General features: G+C 54.4%; 12 protein-coding genes and 2 pseudogenes. 5 read left to right on the top strand and 9 right to left on the bottom strand.

Features of this window, described 5'->3' with window-relative positions:
* Positions 1–236 precede the first annotated feature (236 nt).
* From BUQ73_RS08465 to BUQ73_RS08435, 7 genes are all read right to left on the bottom strand, one after another.
* The gene (locus BUQ73_RS08465; protein ID WP_079227432.1) at positions 237–1766 is read right to left on the bottom strand and encodes a class I adenylate-forming enzyme family protein; all 1530 of its coding nucleotides are present in this window, start codon (positions 1764–1766) and stop codon (positions 237–239) included.
* The gene (locus BUQ73_RS08460; RefSeq protein ID WP_237772751.1) at positions 1763–3184 is read right to left on the bottom strand and encodes an aldehyde dehydrogenase family protein; all 1422 of its coding nucleotides are present in this window, start codon (positions 3182–3184) and stop codon (positions 1763–1765) included. The genes BUQ73_RS08465 and BUQ73_RS08460 overlap by 4 nt, the downstream gene beginning before the upstream one ends.
* Before the next feature lie 138 nt (positions 3185–3322).
* Positions 3323–4348, bottom strand: coding sequence for a cupin domain-containing protein (locus tag BUQ73_RS08455; protein ID WP_079227430.1), 1026 nt, complete (start codon positions 4346–4348; stop codon positions 3323–3325).
* Between the two features lie 92 nt (positions 4349–4440).
* Positions 4441–6099, bottom strand: coding sequence for an FAD-binding oxidoreductase (locus BUQ73_RS08450; protein ID WP_079227429.1), 1659 nt, complete (start codon positions 6097–6099; stop codon positions 4441–4443).
* Positions 6096–7382, bottom strand: a complete 1287-nt coding sequence (locus BUQ73_RS08445; RefSeq protein ID WP_161492838.1) for a (Fe-S)-binding protein — start codon at positions 7380–7382, stop codon at positions 6096–6098. Before BUQ73_RS08445 ends, BUQ73_RS08450 begins: the two co-directional genes overlap by 4 nt.
* 30 nt (positions 7383–7412) lie before the next feature.
* Complete coding sequence (locus BUQ73_RS08440; RefSeq protein WP_161492837.1) at positions 7413–8879, bottom strand: FAD-binding oxidoreductase; 1467 nt, start codon at positions 8877–8879, stop codon at positions 7413–7415.
* 391 nt (positions 8880–9270) lie between these two features.
* Entirely contained in the window at positions 9271–9567 is a 297-nt protein-coding gene (locus BUQ73_RS08435) for a hypothetical protein (RefSeq protein WP_079230508.1), read from the bottom strand.
* Positions 9568–9966: 399 nt separating this feature from the next.
* On the opposite strand from BUQ73_RS08435, the gene feaR reads away from it, so the two are divergent.
* A complete protein-coding gene (feaR, locus tag BUQ73_RS08430; RefSeq protein WP_079227426.1) occupies positions 9967–10935 on the top strand; it encodes a transcriptional regulator FeaR in 969 nt (322 codons plus the stop codon).
* A gap of 333 nt (positions 10936–11268) precedes the next feature.
* On the opposite strand, the gene BUQ73_RS08425 is transcribed toward feaR, so the two are convergent.
* Both BUQ73_RS08425 and BUQ73_RS08420 read right to left on the bottom strand, forming a co-directional pair.
* Positions 11269–12708 (bottom strand): APC family permease, encoded by a 1440-nt coding sequence (locus BUQ73_RS08425; RefSeq protein WP_079227425.1) that lies wholly within the window; start codon positions 12706–12708, stop codon positions 11269–11271.
* A 136-nt stretch (positions 12709–12844) separates the two neighbouring features.
* A complete protein-coding gene (locus BUQ73_RS08420) occupies positions 12845–13663 on the bottom strand; it encodes a molybdenum cofactor biosynthesis F family protein (protein WP_161492836.1) in 819 nt (272 codons plus the stop codon).
* A 349-nt stretch (positions 13664–14012) separates the two neighbouring features.
* Between BUQ73_RS08420 and BUQ73_RS08415 the strand changes: the two genes are divergently transcribed.
* The 4 genes and pseudogenes from BUQ73_RS08415 to BUQ73_RS08405 all read left to right on the top strand — a co-directional run bounded on the left by BUQ73_RS08415 (position 14013) and on the right by BUQ73_RS08405 (position 19287).
* The gene (locus BUQ73_RS08415) at positions 14013–15326 is read left to right on the top strand and encodes a hypothetical protein (RefSeq protein WP_079230507.1); all 1314 of its coding nucleotides are present in this window, start codon (positions 14013–14015) and stop codon (positions 15324–15326) included.
* Positions 15327–15438: 112 nt separating this feature from the next.
* A pseudogene (locus BUQ73_RS28930) lies at positions 15439–16671 on the top strand (chemotaxis protein); the annotation flags it as partial.
* Positions 16672–17037: 366 nt separating this feature from the next.
* Positions 17038–17577, top strand: a pseudogene (locus BUQ73_RS28925) (methyl-accepting chemotaxis protein); the annotation flags it as partial.
* A gap of 222 nt (positions 17578–17799) precedes the next feature.
* Complete coding sequence (locus tag BUQ73_RS08405) at positions 17800–19287, top strand: aldehyde dehydrogenase family protein (protein WP_079227422.1); 1488 nt, start codon at positions 17800–17802, stop codon at positions 19285–19287.
* Positions 19288–19478 lie beyond the last annotated feature (191 nt).

Below are 19478 nucleotides of genomic sequence, written 5' to 3'. Positions count from 1 at the left end.
GTCTACAACTAGAGCTTCTCGCTAAAACCACCATATGACAAATCAATAGTATGGATACGACCTATCCAAAGCACAGATAGCTAACCCCTAAAAATCACCTATTGATGCCCTCGCAACCTATGCAAATAAAGCATTGATATTCATCACTATTTATCTGACGCCTAAGACCCCACCACCCATCCAATAGGAATCATTCTCGCGAATGATCCACGCGTGCGATACAAATTGAAATAAAGTCATACCAGCTTTCGAAGCTCCCGCCGAAGGACCTTCCCGGTGCTGGTAGTTGGGAGCGCATCGACGAACTGAAATGCACGCGGCACCTTATAGGCAGCCAAGCGCATTCGGCAGTATTGTTCGAGCAGATCAAGATCGATGCTTCCATCTGGACTTTGCACAATAAAAGCTTTAGCCAACTCTCCCTTTAGATCGTCCGGTACGCCAGCGACAGCAACCATCGCAACCCCTGGGTACTCTCCAATCACGCGTTCGAGTTCTGCCGGATAGATATTGAATCCGCCAGTGATAATGAGATCTTTGAGACGATCCACTATGTACAAGAACCCTTCAGCATCTGCGTACGCAAGGTCGCCAGTGCTTAACCACCCCTCTTCGCTCAAGGTCTCCTGAGTTTGAGATTGCTTGCCGAAGTACCCGGTCATCGTCACGGGACCTCGTATTTGCAGCTCTCCAATCTCACCCGACGGCATCGGTTTAGCTCGGTCATCTGTTGAGATGATACGAGCCTCCAGGTGTGGCAGAGGCACACCAATCGAGCCGTAGCGTTTAGGACCATAAGCACTGTGCGTCGTACCCAATCCACCAAGTTCGGTCATGCCCCAAAGCTCGAGGATCGGGCATCCCATCAGCCGCTCAATCTGCTCGAGTCTTTCGGCTGAAATGCTTTGGCCTCCGATGGTGCAGCGCGTCAGGGACGAGATATCGAAGCCACTCACCATGCCGCTAGACATCAGGTAGTGGTACATCGTCGGCACGCCCTCAAAGAGCGTCACCCGGTGCTCCTGGATACTTTGAAGGACGGCCGTGACATCGAATGTCTTGTGGAGCACTAACGTCATGCCGCACAGGAAAGCGGAGTTCATTACGATATTGCCGTACACGTGTGAACACGGCAGCGCGCTCAGAGCTGTGTCCTGAGACGTCCTCACATGCATCGTCGAGGTCATACGCACATTGACGAGAATAGCCTTGTGGCTGAGCATTGCTCCTTTCGGAAAACCCGTCGTTCCCGACGTGTATCCAATCGTACAAAGCTCTTCCCCCTCGAGGCTCACGTACGGTTTGGCTAATGGTTCGCAAGCCAAAACGTCAGTGAACGCTACTGCCCCCTCAGGGGTATTGCCGGAAAGAGAAACCACTACCTTTAGCGCGGCCTCTCCCATAACTGGCAGAAGTTTCTCAACTAGCTCCCCAGCGCCCAGCACGGCCGAGGCGCCACAGTCGCGGATTGCATAGGCAGCCTCCTCCGCGGAAAGCATCAGATTGAGAGGGTTGACTACAGCACCCAGCTTCAGAATTCCGTAGTAACCAGCGATCCATTCCGGGCAGTTCTGCGAGTAGAGGCTTACTCGATCCCCCGCCACGACCCCTGCGTTTTGAAGGTACTGCGCGACTCGGCTAGCGGCATCATTGACCTGCTCAAAGGTCCAGCTCTGGCCCTCGCAGATGATCGCCACCTTCCCGCCGAAACGCTGGGACGCTAGACCAACCAAGTCTCCGACTGCCGTGCACTCGCGAACAGTCATGGTCTTTTACCTTTGCGCAGAATGGTCTGAACGTTGGCGTACTCAGCAAGGCCATGCAGTGAGTTTTCAATTCCCAGGCCTGATTGTTTGTGACCGCCAAAGGCGATATCTGGCGAGAAAATGTGGGCCTGGTTGATCCAGACGGTCCCGGTCTCGAGAAGGCGAGCGACGCGCTCAGCCTCGGCAACGTCCCGCCCCCAAACACTACCGGCCAACCCGTAGGGAGTGTCGTTGGCGCGCGCGATAACCTCTTCGATATCTCGGTACTTCAGAATCGGCAAGATTGGACCAAATGCTTCCTCGGCTACGCAACGGGAAGACTCGGGAGGGTTGTCAACCAGGGTCACCGGTACGAAGTAGCCCGGCCCACTTGGCAGTTCGCCACCCAGGAGGAAACGGTGACCATTCGCTTTACTGTCATCCAGTAGCTCAACCACCTTTTCGTATTGCATCTGATTCTGCAAGGGGCCCAGCTCTGTGCCTGCGTCCTTGCCATTACCCATTTTCACCGTAGCGGCGTAAGCGACCATCTCGCTGGTCAGCTCATCGTAAATATCCTCGTGTACATACAGTCGTTTGCAAGCCACACAGAACTGTGCGCTATTCGCAAACGCGGCCCAGAACAGAGGACCTGCTACTGCTTTGGGGTCCACATCAGGGAGCACGATCGCGGCATCGTTACCGCCGAGTTCCAGAGTCAGGCGTTTCAAATTGCTAGCAGCGCTTTGCATCACTCGTCGACCAGTCGCGGTCGAGCCGGTGAAAGAAACCTTGCCGATATCGGGATGTTCGGTGATCCACTGGCCCAGCTCATTGCCACCAGAGACCACGTTCAGCACGCCTGCCGGGAGTACGGCCTGTGCCAGCTCGCCCAAGAGCAGAGTACAGAGGGGCGTGTATGGAGATGGCTTGAGCACCATGGTGTTGCCCACCAGCAATGCCGGCGCAATTTTCCAAACAGCAAGCAGCACTGGAAAATTCCATGGCGTGATCGCGCCAACTACGCCGATGGGCGTATAGCGCGTCACGATTTCCTCATCGGGGTTGCTGACCACAACCTCGTCTTCCAAGTGCTGCCGGGAAATTTTGTCGCACCAATGGATACACCCATTGATTTCCCACTCAGCGGCAGCTCGGGACTTACCTTGTTCGGTTATCAGCAGATCTACGAATGTGTCTTTCTTTTGCTCAATCAGCTGACTCAGCTCGTGCAGCTTGGCTTGACGTACGCCAAGTGGTGTCTTCGACCACGAGACAAACGCGTCCTTGGCGGAGGCCACCGCACGTTCGAAATCAGCCCGCGTAGCAAGCGGATAACTACATACAACAGTTTCAGTTGCCGGATTCACTACCTCGCCGAGGTTATCGGCAAAGACACGTTCACCGCCAATAGTCATTGCATAAGGTACGTTAGACATTTCGAACTCCATTTATTATTATTTCAGGCAAATGACCGCCTTGCCCCGTAAGTTTGGAACGCCAGAAACTTTTCACTGCCAACCAAAAAAACTAATCCACCCTGACTTGAGCACTCGCTCAGCCACGTTTCATCGACGTTAACCGCTATCCTCACCACCGTCGTCCCTAAGGCTTCGGACGTAGTCTCGTGGGGACTTCCCGCCAAACTTTTTAAAAGCAAGGCGAAATGCCGCTTCAGACTGATAACCCAAGCTTTCAGCTAGCGCTGCCACGGTTTTCCCGCCAGCAGCGAGTGCTTCACGGGCTAAATGCATACGCCAGGCGCCCAAGTATTTTTTGGGCGAGCTGCCAATGCACTCAACAAAGCGTGCCGCGAATAAAGACCGTGACATTCCGGCCACACTTGAAAGCCTGGCCAGGTCCCAATCCTCTTCTGGCTGCGCATGCATGCGGGCCAACGCACGGGAAATTCTTGGGTCAGACATCCCTCCTAGCCAACCGATTTTGGAGTCGGTGCTTGAAAGCGCATATGCCCGAACTGCATGCATCAGGAACAATTGTACGGATTGAGCCGCTATTGCCAGATAACCAGGTTGGCTGTCGGACTCTTTACCGAATGGAAATTTGAGCAACATATCCAAGAAGCTCATATCAACCTGTGGCGCTTTAACCACCATCAGACTTGGCAGTGCCTCAATCAAAGGCCCTAGCTTCCTGTCATTAAAACCAAAAGCCGTTGAGACAATTTTCGTATCCAGATGAGCGCCGTCGCCCCAACGTACGAGCCGAGGACAGCCAATACTCAGGCCGGGCTTGAACGAAGGCAGGCTTTGCTGCTCCCACAGATGCGAAGCTTCTTGAGGTTTGGCCTCTGGAGATGAGAGCAAGGTATAGACCTTACCCTCTGTCCCCCTGGGAAAGATGAATGTGTCACCCGGGTTGAACTTCTCTATGTTCTTACCGTTAAGCTGCATCCAGATGCAGCCAGATACAACTGTCCAGCTGAATCCATAGGCGTACTCAACATTAACCCCCCATGGCCCGAAAATCTCAAAGACCAGGATGGCAGACGAGTCCACCTTTAAAGCGGATATCGCGTTACTGAGCAAATCTGGCAGACCTGTAGCAGCGGGGTCAGACTTTGCTGTTCTTGATGTGATCATCTCAGCTCCAAGCACCTACGACACCTCGCTCACGACCATACCACAGAGCCTGCCTTCAATAACGCGAACAACCCAACGCAAGCATGTGCTCGCTATTTGAATTGCTTAGCGAGAATCCGCTGTAACAGTGGCTTCAACTTAGGGTGGAAAAGCACATTCTTAACAATTGGCCATGCACGCGCCTCTGGTGACACCTTCAAGCGAACGAAAGCGTTTGAGTCAGACAAGTCCTTGGGATCAAACATCTGCTTGACTTTGCGCATCCAGACCTGCGCATTGCCCAATTTCTTGCCGAACATGTCAGCTGCCGGCCCGATCAGGAAGAAGGTGATGCCAACGGGGTCTTTTTCCCCTTTGATGAAAGACCTGACAATGAACTCTACTGCGCTTGCAAGACTGCGCGGCTCAAACCGGTTGGCTGGGGGATTGTTCTCGGTCCAGAAATGCCGCCCCTCACTGGACCACATCCAGTTTTGCTCCGTATCGGCTTTCATCATTGGTCCACCAGGCTTTTGCATGTCGCCCAGCAGTTCTTCACTGTGCTCAATCGCCTTAGGTATCAGCCCGAAGGAGTCAAAGATCCCCATGCTCACGCCTGCGGCAGATCCCATCCGGCAGAAGCGTGCGACATAAAGCGACGTGACCGCATTGGCAAAAATGACTTGCTCATGCTGTGGGTCGAGCGACAGTTGGCGCCCCTGCGTTGCACTGAGAAGCGACTCGAGCACCGCATGTTTCCACGCTAGCTCTTTTGCGGTCCAAGCCATCAGCACCACCGTCCAGCCCTTACCGGTGGCACCGGTTGCTGCTTCAGGCAGCGTACCCGCTTCCTCTGCCTCGAAATATTCACGGTTTGTAGCCGTCAAAATATTCCCGATACCCGATGGCGGGGTACGCGTTAACAAGGTGGCGATGCGGGAGTTCTTGATATCGTAAGTGCCCTTGGTCATCGCCTCCCAATTCGGCCAGCTCAGTTGGTGGAGAGAAAAATGCTCGGGAAGTACTGCGCCACGCTGTGGATGCTCCCCGGTCCACTCCAGTCGCTGCGGACCAGCCCACGGATACAATTTATATCCAATGCGAGTGAAAACCCCCAAGCCGCCGAGAGCGCCGAGGACGCCACGAATCATTCCCCTGAATCCAGGGCCTGGTCCCTCGCCTGTGAACCAACCGCAGTCACTTCCACTGCTACCGATACGGACAATTTCACCCTCTGGCGTGACCCATTCCAACGACAACAGGTTGCGGGAGTTATTGCCTGTGTGGTGCCCTGGCAAACCAACACCTGCCATCGAGGTCGCGGAGGCCAAAGGAGAATGCACTGGGCCTGCGCCAATGATGTGGCACATCAGGTTATGCTTCATGGCCTCTGCCATGAGTTCACCTGCGGTAACGTACGGCTCAATGATGGCCATACGGTTCTCGGCATCAATCTCCAGGCCATTCATACGCCTAAGATCAATGGATACGGAGCCGGCCGTGCCCACTCCAGCATAGTTGCCGTAGCCGGTGCTATGCGCTTTGAACCCGATTCCGTGCCGGTTACAAACCTTGATGACGGCAGAAACCTGTTCAGTCGACGCCGGCAGGACAACGACGGCTGGTGGCTTGTCCAGCAACGTCCGCGGCGAGGGGTCAGCACCCAGGCCGAACCAGTCGTGACTCGCCGTAACGCTGTCGTCTCCTGAGATGTACTGTGCACCGACGACCTGGGAGAGTTCGTCGTAGATGTCTTTCGGCAGGCTGCTCATTGCTTGCCTCCCTTGAATTGACCGGCCACGAAGCCAACCAGATCTCGCACCTCAATATCGATTGCATTGATCCGGGCAATTTCTCCAAGATGTCTTTCACATCCTGCACACGAGGTTACCAAGCAAGATGCTCCCGTCGCTTTAGCCTCTTCAAGCCGATGAAGCGCTGCCTGTTCAGCCATTTTTGGATAGGCTTCGGTAGCGCCCGCTCCGGCACCGCAGCAATAGGCAAACTGCCGGTTCCGCTCCATCTCAAGGATCTTGACGCCTGCCATGCCTAGCAGGCGACGCGGTGCGCCGTAGTTACCTTGGTTGCCATATCGTGCAGGCCGCTTCGTGCTCGGAACCGGCACAGTATTGAGCACGGTCTCCCATTGGCCGGACCACTGCTCGTAAGGTTCACTCAGCCGCCCAAGCTTGCAAGGGTCGTGGTAGGTCACTGTACGTCCGGGTACTGACTCCAACTCCAGGGCGCCCTCGATCAGCAGCTTCTCGATGAACTGGGTCACGTGCATCACTTGGACTTTCTTGAATTCCACGCCAACTCGAGAGTAGAGACCTTTGAATGCGGCAAATTCCTCAGCACAGGCCACCAGCAGAATTTTTGCTCCTGATGCTTTAACTCGATCAAGCGTGGCGGCGGCTAAGGCCAGCGCCTCATCCCGGAACCCGAGATCATACGCGAGCCCGCCAGAGTCTTGCTCCTCATCAAAGGCAATACCGAAGTCAACCCGAGCACGGGTCAGCAATTCGACGATAAGCTTAAGCTGGGGCCATTGAGACTGATCAAATGCCATGCTGCCGCCAACATGGAACAGAACTTCAACTTTGTTTTCCAGCGCATTTTTGATGTTAAGACCTGATGCCCATCGGCTTCTTTCTTTCCTTCTACCCAGATGCGACCCTTCGGCCCGCAACTGTTCGACCATTTGCTTCAACGTGTCGGGCACACTTCCATTTTTGGCTAAAAATGAGCGCAGCTCATAGATAGTATCCAATGGTTCCACATTCTCACCCATATTCGTCTTGCACGTAGTGTCACAGGCACCGCACATCGTGCAGGCGTAGACACTATCAATGAGCGCCGGCGTTATTTCAGCCTTGTTTTCGAGAATTGCATAGCTAGTAATTACCTTCCCACCACCGCTATAGGCGTGGAAATTACCATAATCCACGCTGGGGCAGATCCCTGAAAATTTCTTACTTTCAGGCATAGGCACAAATTTGCACTGGGAGCAGCGAGTGCATGACTCCTGATAGATTCGGCGTTCTTCGAGCGACATAGCGTCCATCTCCAGCTAATAATTATTTTTTTAGAAGCAAAGCTTGCCTGGATTTAGAATCCCACTCGGGTCGAATAGATCTTTTACCTTCCGCAGGTAAGGAACAATATTCGCATCCCGCTCATACGCAATCTTTGCCCAATCGCCATATGGACGACTGAGGAATCCGCCGTTTTCTGCAAGCGCCGATACGACTAGCCGCTCTAACGCAATGAGCAGAGCGGTATCCTCAGGCTCGGAGAACATTGTGAACTCCAGATGGCAACTGATTCCTTGGATGGTCGGCTGAATATACGTTGCAACCAGAATATTTCTCTGGGCGCTGGCACCGAAATCACTCACAAGCTTTTGAACTACGCTTACTAACGCTTGGCACTTATCCAATTGGGTAAGGCAAATTGCCTCTGCGTATTTTTTCCCAGTCGCGTCTTTATAGTGCTTTTCTGGCGGATTTTGCAGTCGCCTTGAGAAGGTAGCAGGCAGAATCGTGCCAATAGACTCAACCCACGTTGCCTTGGCCCGCGACGCTAAGTCAGACAGCAATTCAAATTGCCATTCCATGCGTTGTTCGGGCAAGTAATCATTTGCTGTTAGATTTACGTACAAGTACCATTCAAAGACATTCTGCTCACACTGTAGCACCTGCTCAAAATCCCCTCCTTTCTCGGCGAGAGCGAGAGAGAGTTGGGCGGCGCTCAGAATGAAGAAGTGGGCGCCCAATTGGTGCAAGGAAAGCAGCCTAGCCAGTTCGGTCAAGGCGCCTAGCTCGTTGGCTCCGTAGAACCGAGACTCTTCTATCGCAGGGATGCTTTCACAGTAGATTGACGCCCAGCTGACAAGTCCGAGAGTACCTTGGGAGCCCAGAATCACCCTGCCGTAGTCCGTTACCAAGGGACCAGACGCCATCATCTGGCGATTACCACGCTGAAGGTTCTCCTCCAGCGTACCCGGGATAGATGCGCCACCTGTTCGGAAGCTCTCACCGCTACCGAAGACAATGCTCAACGCAGCCAAGGGGTCAGTAGTGTCCCAGTGCGTATTCGACCCGATCGGAGGCTCTCGCTCGAGGTACGTAGCCAGAACAGATTTGCCTTGGCGAGGGAGGAACGGCTTGATCGATCGCAATCCTGAACTCAGAAGCGCCGCGTCCAATTCTGCGAAATCCAGACCAGGCTCAATGACCGCGATCTCATCTTTGGTATCTGCGTGAATCATCCGACGCATTTGAGACAGATCCACAACCAGGGCCGGCTTAACCAAAGCTGTGTCCGCACGGCTGCGCTTGTTGGCTCTGGAGCTAACCGTCACCAGGGCTACTTCGTGTTGCCGGGCCCAAAGGACCAGCTGCTCGATCTGCTCAGGGGTGTTCGGACGCGCAATCCCCAACGGCAGAGCACAAGGAACACGATGTGAGGCAACGTAATGCTGTAGAGCCTCTGGCTGGGTATCAAGCTTGATTCCAGGCGGAAGCTTTTTTGGAAGACTATTGGCAACCACGGCACACCTTCTTGTAGTTGTAGTGGTGATGGATTGCTTAAGTCTAGGGATAGAAAAGATCAAAAACTGCTACAAAAATCCATAAAATCGACTAAATCGTCCTTTTTTAGTCTATTTCCAATGCGGTTTTAGTCGGTTTTCATTTACGCAGACCAGAACGGTCTTAGGGGGAGATGGAGTGAGAATCTTTACAGGCACATGCTCGCCGGCAGCCGGTTAGCAGCAATCAGCCGGCCGTGGCGTCGGATGCTTGCGGCTACCGATCTGTAATGCCCTTCTCCATCCAACGCCGCCTGAGCACGATGGGAGGAGCATGCTGGAGATACCGCCAATGGCGAAGGAACCGCAGGTTGGATAAGTTAAGGGGGGTGGTCTCAGATGCGCTTTCGCTTCAAACCTGAACCACTGAGACGACCGTGACGTATTTGAATTTCTTGCTGAATTTCTTTTTGGCATCCATTTCAGCAACAAGTCGGCTCAGCGTTGGGGTCTCATGCTGGACCACCTGGTAATCGCCCTCGAACTCATTCGAGACATGGAGAGTAACCAGCAATTTTGACGAGAACCCCTGCCCTCGTACACGCGTGGCTTTTTCTGCAACGGCAGTTGCAGAAGCAGCGATTGTCGGCGGGGAAGCACTGCCAAACAGCGCTTGCCTCATCTCAGCCTCAGTCAAATCCTTACTCATGCTCGCAATCTCGAATGCTGAATATGCTAATTCCACCCAAGGAGTACAGGTGTGCTCCTTGGTCTAATTCTGCCCTCACCCACCATCGGCAGCAAGGTCGCACCCTGATGTGGGTGCATACGCGCCCATACAGCGACACTTCAGGGCCCAATGCTCGCTCAACGGGACAGTGGACCTGCCCCACCAGAAATGATTAACATGTTACCAAAGCACCCTATTGTGGTGCCCCGGCGGGTAGCCGACCTCCTCGGCTGTGGCATTGGGGACAAACCACTTTATGATGCCCCACATTTTTAGTATAAAAATCATACGCTTAGTCCAAATGGCTTTAGCGGCTCAATAATTGCACAACAACAGATGCTTCGTGCTTCGAACATCTGAATACAAAAAAGGTGCGCCATGACCCATTCCTCGACTCTCAATGATCGCTTACAGGGATCAGCCGGCTACCAGCTCTGGGAGTCGACGCTAGCGGAGCAATGTGGAGCCTTTCACCCTGAACCGCCCCTGACCCGAGGGATTGAGAGTTTTGAGGGTGCCATCCTACCTGCCCACCTGGCAGTTCCCGGATATGCTGCGGCCAAGATCGGAGCCAACTGCCCCCACATTCATCGCGATGTCAGAGATATCAAGCGTGATGGTCACGATTTTTTCTATATCGTCCACCAGGTCGCCGGTGATGCGGTGATGGATCATTGTGGTACCCAAAGCATTCTCACCCCAGGTGATCTGGTTCTGTTGGACAGTTCGCGCCCGAGTGACTTCTACTTCTCCGGAATGTCAGAGCAGATTTCCATTGTGATCCCTCGGCACAAGCTGGAGAGCAGCCTTCACAGCAAGCAACTGATCCTAAATCAGAAGATCTGCTCAAGCTCCCGAATCGGTACGGTCGCAGGTTTCATCACGAATCAATTCTTCGATGCAGACGATACCGGCGAGGATCTCGAGGCAGTCATGGAAGCGCTGATCAGCCTGATTAGGCCGACCTTTACCTCATCTGAGAACCAGGCCTCAACGTACAGCGAAAGGGTTCAGAAGTCATACTTCGAGAAAGCTCAACGCTGCATCGAAGCTAAGCTTGCGAATTTTGAATTGACCCCCGAGATGATCGCCAGCGAGCTGGGTACATCCAAGAGAACGCTTCACCGAATATTCGCCCAACACGGCCTGTCGATCGGCCGCTACATCCTGGACAGAAGACTGGACAAGTGCGCTTCAGAATTCGAGTCGGAGAGCGATATTCAGAAAATCTCGGCCGTGGCCTTCGCGTGGGGCTTCAACGATGTGAGCCACTTTTCCAGGGCATTCAAGTCGAGATTCGGCGTGTCGCCTAGAGGGTTCAGAAGCAAAACTGGCTCACTCAACTGACCAGATTCCCCGAGCAGGCGGCCTAGCCTGCCCGGGATGAAACCGATCAGATCGGGGCACGCGCTGTCTGCTTCCGACAGGGCGGGCTAAATTGATGCGAGTAGGCCGCTCAATGCAGGAAAATGCATTCAATCCCCTGAAGTTGGCCGGAAGGCTGTATTGACTACCCTCCCTAGCCCGGTAGCTGCATGAAAATCGCGGTCGCCCCCTCTAAGGTTCCAGTCGCCGCGACTGAGAGTCCAGGTCAAATGCACAAAAAAGGCCAGCACCCTTTCGAATGCTGGCCAAACCGAGGTACCAAAGGAGCACCATCAGAAGACACTGTGGTGGGGATTAAACCTCGTTGAGCACTCGGCCCAGGTTCGCGTAGATCTGCGGATTGCGCCATCTGTGCCAGCCGGCGAGCCCCATCCCGCAAATCCCCACAGCCAACATGCCCAGTGGGATCAACGTGTTGAAGATTGACTCACCGCCAGTCAGCAGAGACATGTTGCTGATGATCAAAATCACACCAAAGGCCAGAGCTACAGCGCTCACAAACGGGGCAATCAAGCGCTGCCACACACTCACGCCAAGCTGATTTTTGCGGAAGTAGCGGATTACCGCGATCGAGGCCAGGCACTGCACAGCGAGAATGCCAATGGTTGCAGGAGCGCTGCCCAACGGCAGGACCTGGGTGATCGGATCCGCACCTGAGATGCCAAACACAAAAAGCAGAACCAGGCAAACCGAGGTTTGGATCGTGCTGGCAACGTAAGGCGTCTGGTGCTTGCTATGCGTTACAGCTAGCACGCTTGGAAGGATCCGCTCCCGTCCCATCGAGAAAAGGTACCGAGAGAGCGAGTTATGGAAGCTAAGAAGCACTGCAAAAAGGCTGGTGATGAGCAGGATATTGATTGCGTCTGAAAGCGCCACACCGACGAGCTTTGTAGAAAGCTGGAACCAGATCGCCCCTGGATCTTGAGAAATTGTCTCAACGGCAATGGATGGGCCGATAGCGACCACGAGAAGCCAGGACGATACAGAGTAGAACAGCATGATCAGTATCAATGCTGTGAAGGTTGCCCGCGGCAACGTTTTAGCCGGGTCCCTAGCCTCTTCAGCATAAATCGCTGTGGTTTCGAAGCCCATGAAGGCACCACCCACGAAAACCAGAGCGGCTCCGAGTCCAGTGGCGAAGACATTGGAAGGCACGAAGGACGCAGTGCTAAAACCTTCAGGACCGCCGCCATGCCCAACAACCGCAATGTCAAAGATCAGAATTACGACGAGTTCGGCAAGCATCAGGAGAGCCAGGAAGCGCCCATTAAATTCGACATTCCGGGTACCGAATAGCTGTACAAGAATTGCGTACCCGATGCTGGCGACCCACCAATCCAGGTTGATGCCTAGGCGCAGAAGCGTCTCTGACGTGAAGAAACCGATCAACCCGTAGCAGGCGATTTGCATGCCGGCATAGGCCACAATGGCCAAAAATGCCGAAGCGGCTCCTAGCGGACGCCCCAAGCCGGTAGCCACGTAAGCATAGAAAGCCCCGGCATTGCGGATGTGACGCCCCATCGCCACAAACCCCACTGCAAACAAGAGGTACACAGCACCCACGAGCAGGAAAACGCCGGGCAGACCCACGCCATTCCCCATCAAAATGGCGGTTGGAACAACGCCAATAAGACCTGTTAGGGGCCCGTTTGTAGCGAGAACGAAGAATACGATGTTCCACATCCCTAATGCGTTTTTGCGTAGCGTCCCAGCTGGAGTAGATATCTGCTCCATGGTTAGACCCTCGTAACGTTGATTGTAATTGTCGTTTACGGTGTCGGGCGTCGACTTCCAAACTGCATGCCGCACACAGGGCACTTATTAACAGGTCAACACCCGAACTTGGCAGTTGAATTAAAGCCTTAAACCCTTACGCTTCGAATGTCTTTGGATAAGTAGTTTCGTTGAGCAGAGTCGCCTTCGAGCCAAAAGTCAGATGCAGTAACTGAGCAGGTTTCGGATCCCAGCAGAAGAAGCGACCCATCGAGCGCATTTGTTTGAGGTCCACAACAATGACGGATTCCACTGGCATCACTGTCTCGGTCCAGAACAGCACATATAGGTCGTCAGCGATATCGTAGTAAGCGCATTTTTCAACATCTGCGATACCCTTCTCGGCACCGTTGACGCAGTTCCATGCCATCGTCTCAGAGCTGAAATAGACGTGTTCGTACCAATCATCTTCGCTGTATCGATAGAGGACGCGCTTGCCAGCAAGGCTTGACGATTTGGTGATGGGCGATCCGCCAGGCATGCCATCGACCACAGCCGCAGCAAACCCGGTTTGGGTTCTCTTCTCTCCGTCTTGATCGCAGAAGGAAGAAACGGCGGCAAGAATGTCACCCGTTTCGAACTTCCAAATCAAAGTGGCTGACTCTTGATGCGCCGGCTTAAGAAACTCGACAAAAAGGATGCCGGGGCGAACCTCGACGGCCTCGTAGGTCTCGGTCGCACTAAGACCGGTACCATCACCCTCAAGGATTTTCCAGGTCAGGGAGGTGGCGCTCTCAAAGCGATGCTCGATCAGCCAACCATTTTCGAAACGGATGTTAACGGTCTTGCCAGCCAGAAAGTCAGTGCTCGCATACTTGTGCCCTTCGAAGCCGTCGGCCATTTCCCCGAGCGTGGGCCACTGCTCGGTAGGAATGTACGACTGGTGCTTCATCTCTTGTTCGATCTGGTAGGTCACGGATCTTTCCTCGTCACGGTCACGATTTCGGCATCGCCGATACGCCTCCATGATAGGAACGAGAATCTGGCCATGTCTTGGCTATGAGCGCCAAGTGTTGCCTTTGCGTGTCACACCTCTTGCCGTTCGGCGCCTGCTTTAGCTCGCCACCTTCCGCTCAGCAAAGCCAACCATCTGGCTAGTCAGTTTTTGGCACTGTGAGGCGAGTGCTTGACTCGCTTGGTCAAGATGGCGCCAACCCTCCAGGGATAGCCTTTCGTCAACACACGAGGAGTTGTGTCTCGCTCTAAGAATTCTAATAAATGCAGAGGTAGCGTTGATGAATATTAAACCCCGGAAGAAGTTGTCGTTGCGTTTTGCACTAACCTGTGCGACCCCCGCTTTTTTGATTTTTTCATCAACCGCACACAGCCTCCCGCTGTACAGCAACGGCGCCACGACCGTCGAGGCGAAACTCGCGGCCTCCTTTGGCATTTTCACCAGCCGGGAGAAGTACGCCCAAACACCGACTCAGACTTCAGGTTCAACGACTTGGCAAGAGGCTGTATTCCAATACGGTTTGGATGTGAAGCACAAGACTGAGCAATTCGGCAGCACCTACGCGTCTCTCAACTGGGTTTCATCCGCCACCTTTGGTGATGGGGATGCGGCAGGCTGGTCCATCGGTGATGAACGAAGCACCAAAATCGAAGACGCCTTTGCTGGTTGGAAATCAGGAAACCTGATCCCCATGCTCGGTGAAGATGGCGTTGAGGTTTCCTTCGGTAGACAAAATATCATCGTGGGGGATGGCTTCATCGTCTCTGGCGATGCACTGGACTTCGGCCGCGGCCCCTTGGATGGCAGGTTGGACCGCGGGGGCGCTTACTACCTGACAGGTCGCAAAAACTTCGATCAGACCGCTGTTCTGCGCCTGGGCGGGACTGAGGGCATTCGCAGCGATCTGATGTGGCTCAAGTCTGATAACCGCGCCCAGGCTGCGCCAGAGACCATCGTTGCCACATTGGAAAATGTCACTGACAAAGGCACCGTCGGGCTTACGGCGCTCAAGGTGGTTGATACGGATCAGGAGTTCGCTGACGTCCTGTACCCGGAACGAAAAGACATGAAAATCTACAGCGTCCGCGCTAAAGGCGACGCGGGCGTACCAGGCCTTTTCCTCGCCGGCGAATACGCTAAAGAGCAAAAGACGTCGTCTGACGAAAATGCGTGGTACCTCGAGGCTGGCTGGACCTTCAACGACGCGAGATTTACCCCTAAGGTCAATTATCGCTACAGCCGCTTTTCCGAAGGCTACGACCCTCTGTTCTATGGGAACGGCCGTGAGCTTGGCACCTGGTTCCAAGGTGAGGTGGCTGGCAATTACGCAGGCCCGTTCAACTCCAATGCCACCATCCAGCAGGTCGGCTTGAAGCTAGCCGTTACTCCGACGTTCAACGCCGGCGCCCTGCTCTACAAGTTCGATACGCTGAATTCCGCGGTCCAGGACCTCTCGGGCAAAGAGCTGGATATCTACGGCGAATGGACTGTCAACGAGCATCTTCTGGTACTGCCTCTGATCGGCTTCTACAAGCCAGATCACAGTGCCGAAAACGGTGGCAGCCAGCTGGGAAGCGACAGGACCAACGTCTACGCACAGTTGTTGTTCGTCACCAACTTCTGACAGCCAAAAACGCGCCCATCACCGGCGCGTTTTCATTCCCCTGCCCCTCTTTGGCCGTGACGGAACGCTGAGGTCACCTCCGAACGGGGCTAGCCCATATGAGATAGCCCCAATGCTAAATTCGATGTCCATTCGCCTGAAGATCGTGCTCCTATCAGGACTTTGTCTACTCGTCGTGATGAGCCTGTCTACCGGCATGAACATCTATCAAAACAGTGCGAATAATCGGCTGATCAGCGCCGAAAGTCGCAAGATGCTCACCAGAAGTGCCGAAGCTCAACTCCAAGCTAAAGCAGCAGAGCAAGCCTTGGAGCTGCAAAAAACCTTCAACTCGAGCTTACAGCTGATGCGCTCGCTGGTTGATCAGGCCAATGACCTACGATCCATGGCTGCTAGCCGGGGATTGAGCCCGGCGGTGCTGCGTGAGGAGCTGAACAAACAGCTCAAAACTGCCTTCGACCACAGTCCCGGAGTGGTTGGGATATGGTTGGCTTACGAGCCAAACGCCCTCGATGGGCGGGATAGCGATTTCGTGGGTGACGACGGCCGAGCCTCCAACGAGGCTGGGCGATTCGGCAGGGTTTTCAACCGTGGTAATGGGCAGTCAGTTCAGCTCGTTTTCACGGAAGGCGATCTGAGCAAGACAGAACTGAGCCTTAGTGGCATTCCCTACAACACTTGGTATACGTGCCCTAGAGATTCCAAGGCCACCTGCCTCATGGACCCCTACTCGGACACTGTAGCGGGCAAACGCCTATTGATGACAACCCTTTCGATGCCCGTCATTTACGAAGGCAAAGTCCTTGGAGTCATCGGCGTTGACCTCGCATTGGATTCCTTGCAAGCGACGGTTACCGAAGCACAAGCTGGTATTTTCAATGGGGCTGGTCGGATCGTTATTTCATCGGCTAGCGGCGTACTCGCAGGCTACAGTTCTGATCCAGGTAAAGTAGGCGAGCGCATCAGTGATGTCATGGGAACTGACGGACAGGCAGTTCTACATCGGCTGGCCACACAAGGCCCTTCAATCATGGCGGAAGATGGGCTAATCAGAGCGGTGCATCCCGTTAAGCCAATCCCAGATGGTAAGGCCTGGGGGGTCAGCATTGAGCTGCCCGAGCAGATTATGCTCGAGGATTCATACAAGCTTCAAAACCTGCTCGATCAGGTCCAAACCGAAGGTATCTACAGGACAATAGTGGTGGCATTAGCCGCAGCTATCTTCGGTCTTTTGCTCGTCTGGTTCACAGCGACGGGCGTTACTCGGCCCCTCAACAGGGTCGCTGCAATGCTTAAAGAGATCGCCAGCGGAGACGGTGATCTGACTCAGCGGCTGGAGTACGGCAAAAAAGACGAGCTGGGTAATTTGGTCGGATGGTTCAACAGCTTTTTGGAAAAGCTTCAGCCTACCATCGCGAATATCAAGCAAAGCATTACCGACGCGAGGGGCACTGCTGACCAATCAGCCGAAATTGCCCGCCAAACCAGCACGGGCATGCAGGTGCAGTTCCGTGAGGTTGACCAGGTCGCCACAGCCGCGAATGAGATGAGCGCTACTGCTCACGATGTCGCGAACAGCGCATCTAGCGCGGCTCAAGCAGCGCTCGCCGCGGACACAGCGGCTAGAGACGGAATAGCGATCATAGAGCGCAGTACCAGGGACATTATCGAGCTGGCGGCTGAGGTCAGTAAGGCAGTGATTGAAGTCGAAGCCCTCGCCTTGAGCAGTGAGGAGATCGGCTCTGTGCTTGAGGTGATACGCAGCATTGCAGAGCAAACCAACCTCTTGGCACTGAACGCTGCCATTGAAGCGGCTCGCGCTGGGGAAAGCGGCCGGGGGTTTGCTGTCGTGGCGGATGAGGTTCGCAGCCTGGCTAGAAGAACCCAGGACTCGGTGGAGGAAATCCGCGGTGTGATTGAGCGCATTCAAGGCGCAACCCGCGAGGTAGTGACCACTATGCACTCTAGCCAAACCCAAGCCCAGAACAATGCTGCTCAGATCCAGAGCGCAGCACAAGCACTTGCGAAAATCGGGGATGCGGTCACCTTGATCGGTGACATGAATCTGCAAATTGCCAGTGCAGCTGAGGAGCAGAGTGCGGTAGCCGAAGAGGTCAACAGGAATGTTTCTGCCATTCGCGCTGTCACTGAAACGTTGACCGAGCAAGCAAATGAGTCAGCTCAAATCAGCAGTCAGCTCAACAGCCTCGCGAGTCATCAGAAGCAGCTGATGGACCAATTCCGCGTGTGATAATCCGCTTTTTCCTGAGCAGTCTAGCTGTGGCAATCATCGCAGTTAGACCTCTTGTTTCAGCCTGCCCGACCGCTCGAACGCGGTGTACGGTTGGCACCTTAGGTCATGCTCCTGACAGCCTCAGTCAAGAAGGCAGAAGCTCGCCGGAGTACCGTCACGGATTATTCCCTCCAGCTGCACGGCGCCTGCCGTTCTGCCTCATTGATGGAGTCTGCCCTAATGAGCGATGTCACCCTTCTCCCAAGCGTAATCAGTTTTCTCGGCCGTGATCATGGCCATTACATCAACGGCGGTTTTGTCTCCAGTTCATCCTCCGACAAGATAAAGGTCGTCAACCCAGCAAACGGTGAGGCGATCGCTCAGGTGAGCGAAGGTACCCAGGTTGATGTCGACCAGGCCGTTGCAAGCGCCCAGGCAGGTTTCAAGGTTTGGTCCAAGGTTAGTCCTGCGGCGAGGGCTGGGGTGCTCTTCAAGCTTGCGGATCTGCTCGAGCACAATCGAGAGGAGCTGGCCCAGCTTGAAACCATCCAATCCGGGAAGATCATTCAGATTTCCCGTGCCTTTGAAGTCGATCAAGCGGCTCACTTCCTTCGGTATTACGCAGGCTGGGCGACTAAGATCAGTGGAGAAACCATTACACCTTCCCTGCCCTCCTTCGCTGGCGAAAAGTACACGGCCTTCACCCTGCGAGAACCGGTCGGTGTGGTGGTAGGCATCGTCCCGTGGAATTTTTCCACCATGATCGCAATCTGGAAGCTGGCCTCTGCGCTGACCACAGGTTGCAGCGTTATTATCAAGCCCAGCGAGTTCACCCCTCTCACCATTCTGCGTATCGCTGAGCTTGCCACCCAAGCGGGCGTTCCTGCGGGGGCTCTCAATGTGGTGACGGGAAGCGGCTACGCCGGCAAGGCGCTGATCGATCACCCCGGGACGAACAAAGTGTCCTTCACCGGATCGGTGCCGACCGGCATCGCCGTGGGCAAGAGCGCTATGGGAGCCAAACTTACCCGAGCAACACTCGAGCTGGGCGGCAAAAACTCTGTAGGCTTCCTCCAGGATGTGGATCTCGACAAAGCGGCTGACGGCATTATCGAAGCAGGCTTCCTTCACTCGGGCCAAATCTGTGCAGCGGCTGAGCGATTCTTCGCACATCGCTCTCAGATCGAGCCCTTGATGGAGAAGCTGGCTCAACGTTTGGCAACCCTGAAAATCGGTTCGCCGTTGGACGAGTCGACCCAGTTCGGACCTGTGACCAACAAGCAGCATCAGCAGAAGCTCGCAGGCTTCTTCAAAACAGCTCAGTCCGAAAACAGCACCATCGTTTATGGCGGCGAAATCATTGAAGGCCCGGGTTGCTACGTAGAGCCGACCATCATTCTGGCCAAGTCTGCGAAAGATACACTGTTGAATGAGGAAACGTTCGGGCCTATCGCAACGTTCCTCCCCTACGACACCGAAGAGGAATTGCTTCAGCTGATGAACGATACCCCTTACGGTCTCAGCGCAAGCATCTGGACAAACGACCTTTCGAAAGCACTCCGTCTGGTCCCGGAAATCGAGGCCGGAACAGTTTGGGTGAACATGCACACCATGCTGGATCCAGCGGTGCCTTTCGGTGGGGTCAAGGCATCCGGAATTGGCCGAGAATTCGGGAGCGCGTTCATCGACGACTACACCGAACTGAAGTCAGTGATGATTCGCTACTGACTGCTTTGCAGGGTCTCAACCAAACCCGGCTCCGGCCGGGTTTCTGCATCCTGGGATGCCTACGAGGCTGCCCATGCTCTCATGTCATCCTCAGGCAACCGCTTTGCACCTTGGGTCATGTCCACCAGCCGCGACGGCGCGTTTAATAGGACCTGCACATGCAGCGGGCAACGAACCCGCCCATCCCAATA

Source organism: Pseudomonas putida, from assembly GCF_002025705.1.
Classification (GTDB): domain Bacteria; phylum Pseudomonadota; class Gammaproteobacteria; order Pseudomonadales; family Pseudomonadaceae; genus Aquipseudomonas; species Aquipseudomonas putida_J.
The sequence above is the reverse complement of the archived record's forward strand: the minus strand, read 5'-3'. Positions and strand labels throughout refer to the sequence as shown.